We start from the raw sequence: 11578 nt of genomic DNA, 5'->3' as shown, positions 1-11578 counted from the left end.
GGTTTTACGCCCTGTGCAACGGTGACGCAGAGCGTCACGGGATGCATTACCACGCAGAGCGTGGGAACGATCAATGGCGAGCGATCAAGGCCATCCCCGTGGCCGAACGCGAGCAAGACCTGGCCACCGACACCACCAGCTTGCTGCCGCTCTACCCCAAGTAACCCAGCCTCAACCAACACCACAAAACCCCTGTGGGAGCTAGCTTGCCTGCGATGGCGGTGTAACAGGCGGCAGATGTGCTGGCTGATACTCCGCCATCGCAGGCAAGCCAGCTCCCACAGTTGATCTGCATCGCCTGCTCGGACGCCTGCTTGCACTCAGTGATTACGACGCGGCACCTTCCATTCCCGATGGGGGAACTTGTACAGATAGTTCAGGTTATCCATATCGAACCGGCCATCCTCCTTGCCGGGGCCACCGAAGAAGCTGATGCCGATATCCAGCTTGCGCAGCAGTTTAGGGCGTGAGAGTAGCTCCTTGGCCGCGTGGTGGGCCTCGGGTGAGAACGTCCTGTCGGTGGCGATCAGGCCGGCGGCCTCTTTCAATTCATTGAAGTTCACATAGCTGTCTGTCGCCCCTGCGGCGAATTCACGAAAGTGATCGCGGATCAACCCTATTAGTTGCCGGTCACTCACGCTTGCGTACGGGCGCAGGTCCGGGGCGCTGGCCTGGGTTTGAGTGCTTCGTGCCTGACGATGGTTAGCTTGGGTTGAGCGACTTTCAGCATCCAGTTGCTCTGGTAGAGCGGTGAAAGCGCTAGTGGAAGGTGGGTTTACTGAAAAAGACATGGTGGGCCTCTGATTCATTCAGGGGTTGATTGAGAAATCCACGTTGTGCGTGGTCGCCACTCGCCCTGTGGTTCCACTTCGTTCGTCACGCCCGCTCGACATGCATTGTTAAAGGCCAGCAATCCATATCCCTTTAATTTGCAGGACGTTTCCTAGACAATCCTTTGGCCTTGCGCCTGCTCATTTCGCTGGCTAGCCTTCGCTTCGTCGCTGCAAATCAGCGATCGGGTGTGAGATCCCGTTATTAGCAGGCGCACTGCGCTACAACCGTCAATGGCGGCTGTGTGCGGGCAGACTTCGGTCTGGCCGGGTCCTGTTTTCCGGTATCTCACCCCGCACATAGCTGCCACCTTTTGACGTGTGAGATCGGCAAAAGAATGGCTCCCAATCCAAGCAGGAGCTTTATCCATGAACAAACTTATCCCCGACCCACCCTTTCCGATTTTCGGCGCCCACGAAGACCTGAGTTTCGAAGACGCTATCGCCAGCATCTCCTCGCTACTGCGTTGCGCCGCCACCACCGCCACCGAAACCGCCGAGGGCCTCAAAGGCACCCGGCGCGACGTGGCCTGTTCCACCGCTCACCTGATCGACATGGCCCGCACCCTCGCCGACCGTGCGCTGGATTGCCTGCAACCCAACCCCACTAACACCCCATAACCCCTGTGGGAGGGGGCTTGCCCCCGATGGCGGTGGTTCAGTGCCAGGGATGCTGGCTGACCCAGCGCCATCGAGGGCAAGTCCTCTCCCACATTTGACCTGCGTCGCCTGGAGCAGCAGGTACGCAGAACAGGTAAACTCCCCTCCTTTTCATCTTCTCCACGGAGTTCGCCTTGCGTCTGTTTCATACCTCCGACTGGCACTTGGGCCAAAACCTCCACGGCCAGGAACGCGACTTCGAACACGCCTGTTTCCTTGAGTGGCTGCTGGGCCAACTCAAGGCACAGCGCCCGGACGTGCTGTTGATCGCCGGCGATATCTTCGACACGGTCAACCCGCCGCTCAAGGCCCAGGAGCGCTTGTATGACTTCATCATCAGCGCCCACGAACAACAGCCGACACTGACCATTGTGATGATTGCCGGCAACCATGACTCCGGTTCGCGCATTGAGCTGCCTGCGCCTCTGATGCGCCGCTTGCGCACCCATGCCCTGGGCCGAGTGCTGTGGCTGGATGACGGGCAACTGGATGCCGACCGCCTGCTGATCCCGCTGCCCAATGCCAAAGGCAAGATCGCCGCCTGGTGCCTGGCGCTGCCCTTCCTGCGCCCGGCGGAAGTCACCGGCGCACAGCTGGGCGATGATTACCTGCGCGGCATCGGCCAAGTGCATGAATGGCTGATCGCGGCCGCCAATGCCAAGCGCAACAAAGGCCAGGCATTGATAGCCATCAGCCATGCGCACATGGCCGGTGGGTCGGTATCCGAAGACTCCGAACGCAGCCTGATCATCGGCAATGCCGAGGCGCTGCCCGCCACACTGTTCGACCGAAGCGTGGCATATGTGGCCCTCGGCCATTTGCACAAGCCGCAAAAGGTCAATGGCGAGGAGCGCATTCGCTACAGCGGCTCGCCAATCCCCCTGTCGTTCTCCGAAATCGGCTACAAGCACCAGATTCTCGACGTGACGTTCCAGGGCGAACGGCTGGTGGGCTGTGAACCGATCCTGATTCCCCGCTCCGTCAACCTGCAACGCCTGGAAGCTGCGCCCCTGGCCGATATTCTCAAGCAACTGGGTGAACTGCCCGACATCGACCTGCTCGCCGAAACCCAGCGCCACCCTTGGCTGGAAGTGCGCGTGCGCCTCGACGAGCCGCAACCGGACCTGCGCCAGCAGATCGAAACCGCGTTGCAAGGCAAGGCCGTGCGCCTGGTGCGGATCGCCGCCGACTATGCCGGCACACGCGGCAGCGCAGAGGCAGACGATGCGCAACTGATCGAACTCGACCAGCTCACGCCCCAGGAGTTGTTCAGCCGCGCCTGGCAGGACAGCTACGGCAGTGACGTGGATGAACAGACCTTGAAGGACTTCGCCGTGCTGCTCCAGGAAGTGCAACAGGAGGGCGAACAGCCATGAAGATCCTCGCCATCCGCTTGAAAAACCTCGCCTCCCTGGCGGGCCCGTTCGAAATCGACTTTACCGCCGAGCCCCTGGCCAGTGCTGGCCTGTTCGCCATCACCGGGCCGACTGGCGCGGGGAAAAGCACCCTGCTCGATGCGTTGTGCCTGGCGCTGTTTGGCGCGGTACCGCGCCTGGGTGATACCGGCCAGGCCAAAATGCCGGATGCCGACACGGACATTTCCATCGGCGACCCGCGCACCCTGATTCGCCGCGGCACTGGCGGCGGCTATGCCGAGGTGGATTTTGTCGGTGTCAGTGGCCGTCGCTACCGCGCCCGCTGGGAAGCCAACCGCGCCCGCGACAAGGCCAGCGGCAAGTTACAGAACAGCCGGCAAAGCCTGATCGACCTGGACAGCGACCAACTGCTGGCCAGCCAGAAAACCGAATACAAGACCCAGCTGGAATTGGCCCTGGGCCTGAACTTCGAACAGTTCACCCGTGCGGTGCTGCTGGCGCAAAGCGAGTTCAGCGCCTTCCTCAAGGCCAATGACAATGAGCGCAGCGAACTGCTGGAAAAACTCACCGACACCGCGCTCTACACCCAGCTCGGCCGCCGTGCGTTCGATAAGGCCAAAGAGGCCAAGGACGCCCACAAACAGCTGCAGGACCAAGCCACCGGCGTGGTACCCCTGGCACCCGAAGCCCGCGCCGAGCTGGATCAACAGTTGGCCCAAGCCCAGCAGCAACTCAAAACCCAGCAAGCCCAGCTCAAGCAGCTGGAGTTGCAGCACACCTGGCTCAAGGAACTGCGTGAATGGCAGGAGCGCCATCAGCATGCTGTGGAGCAACTGCAACGCGACGAGCAGACCTGGGCCGACCAAGGTCAGCAACGCCAGGACCTGAGCCTTCTGGAGCAGTTGGCACCGCAACGCCATCACTTCCTGCGCCAGGCAGAACTCGCCACCTTGCTGACGCCCCTGGCGGCGCAGATTGCCCAGCACCTCGAGCAACAAACCGCCCTGCATTCCCGCCAGGAACAGGCGCAACACCAGCAAGTGGCCGCCCAGGCAGCACTGGCCGCGGCCCTGAAACACCAGGCCGACGCCGCGCCCCTGCTGCGCCAGGCCATCGAAGAGCAAAACACCCTCGCCCACGTGAGCCGCGAACTGGCCAAGCGCAACGAGGAAAAACACCAGCACGAAAGCGCCTGCACCGAAGGCCAGGCCCTGCTCGACGGTTTGCAACACACGCAGGCCCAAGGCACCGAGCGCCTGCAACGCCTAGCCACCGAGCTTGAGCACAGCGCCGCCCTCGCGCCGCTGAGCGATGCCTGGAACGCCTACCGTGACCGCCTGCAACAGTTGGTGTTGATCGGCAATCGCCTCAACCAAGGCCAGGCCGAGCTGGGGCAGCTCGAACAGCGCGCCAGCGCCGCCATTGAACAGTTCACCCAACAGCGCGAAGCCCTGGATTTGCTCTACCACGAGGCCGGTGCCGAACCGCACGCGGTGGCCGAACAAATCCAGTTACTGGCCAGCCTGCTGCAAGACAATCGCAAGCAACAGCGCGCCTTCGAAGACCTGGCCCGCTTGTGGGACAGCCAGCAACAGTTGGATCAACAGGCCTCTGCGCTCACGCAAAGGCTCGCCGAGGCCGCGCAAAAACGCGAACAACTGAACCAGACCGGCCTGCAAACCAAGGCCGAACTCACCGTTGCCGAACAAACCCTGACGGTGACCAAGCAACTGCTTGAGCGCCAACGCCTGGCCCGCAGTGCCAGCGTCGAGGAATTACGCGAGCAGTTGCAGGATGACCAACCCTGCCCGGTGTGCGGTAGCCACGAACACCCCTATCACCAGCCCGAGGCTCTGCTACAGAGCCTGGGTCGCCATGATGAAAGTGAAGAGGCGGCTGCGCAGAAAGCCGTCGACAGCCTCAAGGAAAAACTTACCGAACTGCGCGGTGAAGTGGGCGGCCTGATCGCTCAGCAAAAAGAGTTCCTGCAACAGCAGGAACAGTTGGCCACGCAGCAGCAGGGTTTGGCACCGAGCCTGCAAGCCCACCCACTGTCGGCCTCGCTGCTCGCCCAGGACGCCGCCAAGCGCAGCCCTTGGCTGGCCCAGCAATTGGCCCAATTGACCCAAAGCATCAGCCAGGACGAACAACGCCAAGGCGCCCTGCTCAACCTGCAACAGAACGCCGGGCGCTTGCAGCAACAATTGCAAGCGGCCCAGGACGCCAGCCAGCAAGCCCGGCAATTGCTGGTGGACCAACAACGGCAACTGGCCGGCGACCGCGAACGCCTGGAGGCGGAAATCAGCGCCTTCGCCAGCCTGTTGCCCAGCGAAACGCTGGAAGGCTTGCGCAGCGCGCCTGCGGCGACCTTCATGCAGCTCGACCAGCAGGTCAGCCAGCGCCTTGAGCAGTTGGGCCATCAACGCGATGAGCAGGCCGAGCAGCAGGAGCGCCAACAGGCCATCGAGAAACAACACACTCACCAACAGCATCGTCAGCAGCAACTCGACGCCTTGAATCTGCAAGTCGCCGAGCTGGCCGACCAGCAACACGCCGTCCAGGAAAAACTCCGCGCCTTGCTAGGGGACCACCCCAGCGCCGAGCAGTGGCAACAGCAGCTGGAGCAAGCGGTCACGCAGTCGCGCCAAAGCGAGACGGACGCCAACCAGGAACTGCACGCCGTGCACACGGCCCAGGTACAGCTGGCCGCCGACCTCAAGGCCCAACAGCACCACCAGCAGGCATTGGAGGCGGAGCAGCAAGCCCTTGCGACACGCATCGGCGAATGGCGCGCCCTGCACCCAGACCTGGATGATCAGGGCCTGGCACGCCTGTTGGCCCTTGATGACGCCCAGGTCGCGCAGTTGCGCCAGCACCTGCACAGCAGCGAAAAGGCCGTCGAGCAAGCCAAGGTTCTGCTGCACGAGCGCGAACAGCGCCTGGCCGAACACCAGGCCCTGCACAATGGCAACCTGGAGGCCGAGCAGTTGGCCGCCACCCTGGCAACGCTTGAGCAGCAATTGCTTGAGGGTGAGAAACACTGCGCCGAACTGCGCGCACGCCAGTCCGAAGACCAGCGCCGCCAGAATGCCAACCAGGCCCTGGCCGAACAGATTGCCAAGGCTTACGAGCAGTGGCAGCGCTGGGCACGCCTGAATGCGCTGATCGGCTCGGCCACCGGCGACACCTTCCGCAAGATCGCCCAGGCCTACAACCTCGACTTGCTGGTGCACCATGCCAACGTGCAACTGCGCCAACTGGTGCGCCGCTACCGGCTTAAACGCGGCGGCAGCATGCTGGGGCTGCTGGTGATGGACACAGAGATGGGCGATGAACTGCGCTCGGTGCATTCCCTGTCCGGTGGCGAAACCTTCCTGGTGTCGTTGGCACTGGCGTTGGGGCTGGCCTCGATGGCGTCGAGCACCTTGAAGATCGAGTCGCTGTTTATCGACGAAGGTTTTGGCAGCCTTGATCCGGAGTCCTTGCAATTGGCGATGGACGCTCTGGATGGTTTGCAGGCCCAGGGTCGCAAGGTGGCGGTGATCTCCCACGTACAGGAAATGCATGAACGCATCCCGGTGCAGATCCAGGTAAAGCGCCAGGGCAATGGCCTGAGCACGTTGGAGGTCAAATGAGCGAAGCGCTGCTTTATTCGTTCCGGCGTTGCCCCTATGCAATGCGCGCGCGACTGGCGCTGCGTTATTCCGGCGTTGCGGTGAGCATCGTCGAAGTCAGCCTGAAAGCCAAGCCGGCCGAGATGCTCGCGCTGTCGCCCAAGGGCACGGTGCCGGTGTTGAGCGTCGAAGGGCGAGTGATCGAGGAAAGCCTGGAGATCATGCAGTGGGCGCTGGCCCAGCACGACCCCGAAAACTGGCGGCTACAGGGCGATCCGGCGGTGTATGCGCTGATTGAAGAAAATGACCAGGTGTTCAAACATCATTTGAATCGATACAAGTACGCCGAGCGCTACCCGGAGCAACCGATGGAACACTATCGGGCCGAGGGCGAGGTGTTCTTGCGCAAGCTGGAAGATTTGCTGGCAGACCGTGAGTATCTACTCGCCGATCACCTGAGCTTGGCAGATGCAGCGCTGGCGCCGTTTGTGCGCCAGTTTGCCCATGTGAATCGGGAGTGGTTTGCGGGCACGCCCTATCGGCGTTTGCAGGCCTGGTTACAGCGGTTTCTGGATTCACCGTTGTTTATAGCAGTGATGGCAAAACCCTGAGGCCAATCCAATCCAATGTGGGAGCTGGCTTGCCTGCGATGGCATCGACTCGGTACATCAGCTATACCGAGTGGTCCGCATCGCAGGCAAGCCAGCTCCCACATTGGACCGTGGCTCAGTGCTGGGTCTTGTGATCCAGCGCCGCATAGAAATTGGCGCTCTGTTGCAGGTATTTCTGGGTATAGGCCGTGACATTGGATTTTTTGCCGGTGACTTCCACGCTGGCGGCGGCAGGCAATGCCACGGTGGCGGAAACAGCAGAAGCAGCAATGATCGAGAAGAGATTGAAATTCATGGCGGTAACCCTTGTGTGCGTTTGGTTGGGTGGCCTGGGAAGGCCTTGGAACCCAACTTACGCCCGAGGGTTGAACCTTAGAAATGCTTTGAAACAGTAGCCGTTATCACTGCGATTAATACAAAGGCTCAGGCCCCGCAGTGCGGGGCCTGTGGCTTATTGACGCACCAGGAACTTGAGGTCACTGGGGGCATCAATCGGCAATTTCTGCACGGTTTTACCCAGCAGGCCGGTCTTGGGGTCGCGCTCGACGACGACAATTTCATTGCTTTTCTGGTTGGCGATCAGCAGGAATTTGCCGCTAGGGTCGAGGCTGAACTCACGCGGATGGTCGCCTTCGACAGAACGCCGCTGGATTTCCTTGAGGTGCGCGGTGGCCGGGTCGATGCTGAACACCAGCATCTGATTGGCCGTGCCACGGTTGCTCACGTACAGGAATTTGCCGTCGTTTGACGCATGCAACGCCGCACCGGCTTTGTCGGACACCGGTTGGCCGGCGGCATAGTCGAGCAACTGGGTTTGCGTCAGCTTGCCGTCGTTGTAATCGAACACGGCTACCTGGGCGCTCATCTCAGTGGTCAGCCAGGCGTGCTTGCCGTCCGCGCTGAACAGCAAGTGACGCGGGCCGCTGCCCGGTGGCAACTGCACCGACGCCGGGTCGGCCGCCGTCAGTGGCAGCTCATGATTGGCCTTGGGGTCGTAGCGGTAGGCAAACACCTTGTCCGCCCCCAGGTCCTGCACAAATACATACTTGCCGTCCGGCGACGACACCACCGAATGCACATGATTGGACGCCTGGCGCTCCGGGTTCACACGGCTGGCCGGGTGCCCGCTCAACTGCACCGGTGCCGACAGCTTGCCGCTGGCATCCACCGGCAGGATCGCGAGGCTGCCACCCGGGTCTTCCACCACCGAGTAGTTGGCGACGAACAGGTAGCGCCCATCGGCGGCCACACTGGAATGGGTCGGCTCATTGCCCAGGCTCTGCACCTGGTTGATCAGGGTCAACTGGTGGTTCTGGGGGTCGATGCTATAGCTGCTGACACGCCCCACCGGGTCTTCCTGGCCGGGGCCGTTTTCATTGACCACAAACAACTGCTTCTGGTCTTTGGAAATCGTCAGCCAGGAAGGGTTGGCGGTTTTCGCCGCCAGCACCGGCTTGCCGCTGAACTGCCCGGTGCTACTGTCGAATTGCAGGCGGTAGATCCCTTCACTGGTGCCGGCCGTATAGCTGCCGACCAACAGTTCATGGATATCGGCCGGTGCGGCCTGCACCGACATCGCACCGACACTGCCTGCCATCAGCAGGGGCCAGAATTTACGCATCATCTGCTTCGTCCTCGTCGTTATTGTTGTCGCCCTGGATGGCGCTCAAGCAGACCAGACGGTGTTCACCGTCGTCGTTGATCAGCAACCAGCTTTGCAAGCTCTCGTCAAAGGTAGCCGCCTCCAACTGTTCTGGACTGAAGGTCCAGCGCTTGAGTTCCCGGCCATCCATGCTTTGGATCTGCAGTTGCTGATCAAGCTCGAAGTCAAAGGCGTGCAGCCCATTGATGATCAGCATATCGCTGGTAGCAAGGACGCGAGTCAGGGTGTCGGCAGTCATGGCAGTCAATCATTTTGGGGAAAGCCGCAATGATAGCCCAGGCTGTAGCCTAGAGGTTGAACACCGCACCCATGTGGGAGCGATGTGTGGGAGCCGGGCTTGCCCGCGATGCAGATGCCGAGGTGTATCAGTGACACCGCGGCGATGCTATCGCAGGCAAGCCCGCTCCCACACAAGCCCGATCTCGCCATTTGGGAGCAGGATCAGTGCGCGAACAACGAGTTGCCCTTCTGCCCTGCCAGCTTCTCAGGTTTGATCAGGAATCGCGCCAGCGCTGGCAACAGCCACAGCGCGCCGAACATGTTCCACAGCAACATGAAGGTCAACATCAAACCCATGTCGGCCTGGAACTTGATGGCCGAGAAGATCCAGGTGCACACGCCGATGGCCAGGCACAGGCCGGTGAACAGCACGGCCTTGCCGGTGGATTTCAGCGTCTGGTAGTACGCCTCTTGTAGCGGCAGGCCAGCGCGCAGGAAGCTTTCCAGGCGGCTGTAGATGTAGATGCCGTAGTCCACGCCTATGCCCACACCCAAGGCCACCACCGGCAAGGTCGCGACCTTGACACCAATGCCCATGAACGCCATCAGCGCGTTGCCCAGTACCGAGGTCAGCACCAGCGGCAACACGATGCACAGGGTCGCCGCCCAGGAGCGGAAGGTGATCATGCACATGGTCGCCACGCACAGGTACACCAGGATCAGGATGATCAGCTCCGACTCCTTGATCACCTCGTTGGTGGCCGCTTCGATCCCGGCATTACCCGCTGCGAGGATGAATTCCAGGCCGTCCTTGTTGTTTTCCTTGGCGAAGTCCTGCACCGCATGCACGGCACGGTCGAGGGTTTCGGCCTTGTGGTCGTTGAGGAACACCAACACTGGCGCCAGGGAGCAATTGTTGTTGTACAAGCCATCGGCACGGGCGATGGAGTTGTTCAGCACATCCGGGTTGCGCGACAGGGTTTCCCATTTCAGGTTGCCTTCGTTCATGCCCTTGATCATTTGCTTGGACACGGTCACCAACGAGATCGCCGACTGCACGCCCTCGGTGTTCTGCATCTTCCACATCAACTGGTCGATGGGCGCCATGGCTTCATAGCGTGAGCAGCCTTCGGCCTTGGTCTTGACCATTACCACCAATACGTCGGAGCTGGTGGAGTAATTGTTGATGATGAAATTGTTGTCCTTGTTGTAGCGCGAATCCGGGCGCAATTCCGGTGCGCCTTGGTCCAGGTCGCCGATCTTCAGGTTCTGGCTGTACCAGAGGCCACCACCAAAGGCGATCAAGGCGAGGAACACCGACACCGGCGCGACTTTCGGGCTGGCAAATTTGGACAGTAGGCGCCAGAAGCTGTGTTCGCGGTTCGCGTCTTTCTTGCTCTTGGCGATGGCACGCTTGCTGATGCCCACGTAGGAAATCGCGACCGGCAGCAGGATCAGGTTAGTGAACACGATCACCGCCACGCCGATGGACGCGCCGATAGCCAGTTCGCGGATCACGCCGATGTCGATGATCAGCAGCGTGATGAAGCCCACCGCATCCGCCAGAATGGCGATCATCCCCGGCAGGAACAGTTGCCGGAAGGTGCGCCGCGCAGCGGTCAGGGCGTTGTCTGCCTCGCTGGATTGCAGGGCAATGCCGTTGATCTTTTGCACGCCATGGGAAATGCCAATGGCGAAGATCAGGAACGGCACCAGCATTGAATACGGGTCCAGTCCGAAACCGAAGAAGTGCATCAGCCCGAGTTGCCAGACCACCGCCACCAATGTCGTGCTCAACACCGCGATGGTGCTGCGCAGGCAGTTGGTGAACCACAGCAGCAGAATCAGGGTGATGACGAACGCAACGCCGAAGAACAGCACCACCATCACCAGGCCATCGATCAGGTCGCCGACTTTTTTGGCAAAGCCGACAATATGAATCTTGACGTTGGGGTTCTGGGTTTCGAACTTGTCGCGGATCTTGTCTTCCAGTTCATGGGAGAACTTGCGGTAGTCCAGGGCCAGCAACTTGCCCTGGTCTTGCGGGTCCGGGTAGGACTCCAACAGCGGGATATCAACGATGCTCGACTTGAAGTCATTGGCCACCAGCCGCCCGACCTGGCCGGACTTGAGCACGTTATTGCGCAACTGGTCGAGGCTCTGCGGCGAACCGTTGTAGCTCTGCGGGATCACTTCCCCGCCGGCAAACCCTTCTTCGGTCACCTCGGTCCAGCGCACGCTGGGGCTCCACAGCGACTTGAGGCCCGAGCGGTCCACACCAGAGATGTAGAACACCTCGTCGTGGATCTGGCGCAGGGTCTCCATGTACTCCTTAGTGAAGATGTCGCCGTCCTTGGCTTCCACCGAAATACGCACGGTGTTGCCCAGGTTGGCCAAATCGTTGCGGTGCTCCATCATTTTTTCGATGAAGGGGTGCTTGAGCGGGATCATCTTTTCAAAGCTGGTGGACGGGCGAATCAAGGTCGCCTGCCAGAACAGGAAGATACTCACCAACAGGCAGATGACGATCACCGCCGGGCGATTGTTGAAGATCAGACGCTCAAGAAAGGTCGCTTTATCGTTGTGATGACTGCTCATTGGATCC

At 60.9% G+C, this 11578-nt stretch carries 9 protein-coding genes; 4 read left to right on the top strand and 5 right to left on the bottom strand.

The window, feature by feature from the left end; all coding sequences use genetic code 11:
• Nucleotides 1-320 precede the first annotated feature (320 nt).
• Entirely contained in the window at nucleotides 321-791 is a 471-nt protein-coding gene (locus BOP96_RS30030; RefSeq protein WP_173877528.1) for a hypothetical protein, read from the bottom strand.
• Between the two features lie 408 nt (nucleotides 792-1199).
• Here BOP96_RS30030 and BOP96_RS07810 point away from each other — a divergent pair, with 408 nt between their 5' ends.
• The 4 genes from BOP96_RS07810 to BOP96_RS07795 all read left to right on the top strand — a co-directional run bounded on the left by BOP96_RS07810 (nucleotide 1200) and on the right by BOP96_RS07795 (nucleotide 7091).
• Nucleotides 1200-1451: a DUF6124 family protein gene (locus tag BOP96_RS07810; RefSeq protein ID WP_073452347.1), complete on the top strand. Its 252-nt coding sequence runs from the start codon at nucleotides 1200-1202 to the stop codon at nucleotides 1449-1451.
• Nucleotides 1452-1624: 173 nt separating this feature from the next.
• Nucleotides 1625-2866: an exonuclease SbcCD subunit D C-terminal domain-containing protein gene (locus BOP96_RS07805; RefSeq protein ID WP_014718307.1), complete on the top strand. Its 1242-nt coding sequence runs from the start codon at nucleotides 1625-1627 to the stop codon at nucleotides 2864-2866.
• On the top strand, nucleotides 2863-6501 hold the full coding sequence (locus tag BOP96_RS07800) for an AAA family ATPase (RefSeq protein WP_073452345.1): 3639 nt from the start codon (nucleotides 2863-2865) through the stop codon (nucleotides 6499-6501). Before BOP96_RS07805 ends, BOP96_RS07800 begins: the two co-directional genes overlap by 4 nt.
• Nucleotides 6498-7091 carry a glutathione S-transferase gene (locus tag BOP96_RS07795; protein WP_019820206.1) on the top strand — a complete coding sequence of 198 codons (594 nt, stop codon included), beginning with the start codon at nucleotides 6498-6500 and terminating at the stop codon, nucleotides 7089-7091. Before BOP96_RS07800 ends, BOP96_RS07795 begins: the two co-directional genes overlap by 4 nt.
• 115 nt (nucleotides 7092-7206) lie before the next feature.
• On the opposite strand, the gene BOP96_RS07790 is transcribed toward BOP96_RS07795, so the two are convergent.
• The 4 genes from BOP96_RS07790 to BOP96_RS07775 form a co-directional block, all read right to left on the bottom strand.
• Nucleotides 7207-7386, bottom strand: coding sequence for a hypothetical protein (locus tag BOP96_RS07790; protein ID WP_003190784.1), 180 nt, complete (start codon nucleotides 7384-7386; stop codon nucleotides 7207-7209).
• A 156-nt stretch (nucleotides 7387-7542) separates the two neighbouring features.
• Entirely contained in the window at nucleotides 7543-8715 is a 1173-nt protein-coding gene (locus BOP96_RS07785) for a lactonase family protein (protein ID WP_019820208.1), read from the bottom strand.
• Nucleotides 8705-8992, bottom strand: coding sequence for a DUF5629 family protein (locus tag BOP96_RS07780; RefSeq protein WP_014718303.1), 288 nt, complete (start codon nucleotides 8990-8992; stop codon nucleotides 8705-8707). The genes BOP96_RS07785 and BOP96_RS07780 overlap by 11 nt, the downstream gene beginning before the upstream one ends.
• Nucleotides 8993-9195: 203 nt before the next feature.
• Nucleotides 9196-11571: an efflux RND transporter permease subunit gene (locus BOP96_RS07775; RefSeq protein WP_032903192.1), complete on the bottom strand. Its 2376-nt coding sequence runs from the start codon at nucleotides 11569-11571 to the stop codon at nucleotides 9196-9198.
• Nucleotides 11572-11578 lie beyond the last annotated feature (7 nt).

It is taken from the genome of Pseudomonas sp. FSL W5-0203 (genome assembly GCF_001896155.1).
In the GTDB taxonomy this organism is placed as follows: domain Bacteria; phylum Pseudomonadota; class Gammaproteobacteria; order Pseudomonadales; family Pseudomonadaceae; genus Aquipseudomonas; species Aquipseudomonas paracarnis.
The sequence above is the reverse complement of the archived record's forward strand: the minus strand, read 5'-3'. Positions and strand labels throughout refer to the sequence as shown.

Coding starts and splice junctions, on each gene's coding strand:
- BOP96_RS30030 (WP_173877528.1), bottom strand. CDS start 791: ATGTCTTTTTCAGTAAACCCACCTTCCACTAGCGCTTTCACCGCTCTA.
- BOP96_RS07810 (WP_073452347.1), top strand. CDS start 1,200: ATGAACAAACTTATCCCCGACCCACCCTTTCCGATTTTCGGCGCCCAC.
- BOP96_RS07800 (WP_073452345.1), top strand. CDS start 2,863: ATGAAGATCCTCGCCATCCGCTTGAAAAACCTCGCCTCCCTGGCGGGC.
- BOP96_RS07795 (WP_019820206.1), top strand. CDS start 6,498: ATGAGCGAAGCGCTGCTTTATTCGTTCCGGCGTTGCCCCTATGCAATG.
- BOP96_RS07790 (WP_003190784.1), bottom strand. CDS start 7,386: ATGAATTTCAATCTCTTCTCGATCATTGCTGCTTCTGCTGTTTCCGCC.
- BOP96_RS07785 (WP_019820208.1), bottom strand. CDS start 8,715: ATGATGCGTAAATTCTGGCCCCTGCTGATGGCAGGCAGTGTCGGTGCG.
- BOP96_RS07780 (WP_014718303.1), bottom strand. CDS start 8,992: ATGACTGCCGACACCCTGACTCGCGTCCTTGCTACCAGCGATATGCTG.
- BOP96_RS07775 (WP_032903192.1), bottom strand. CDS start 11,571: ATGAGCAGTCATCACAACGATAAAGCGACCTTTCTTGAGCGTCTGATC.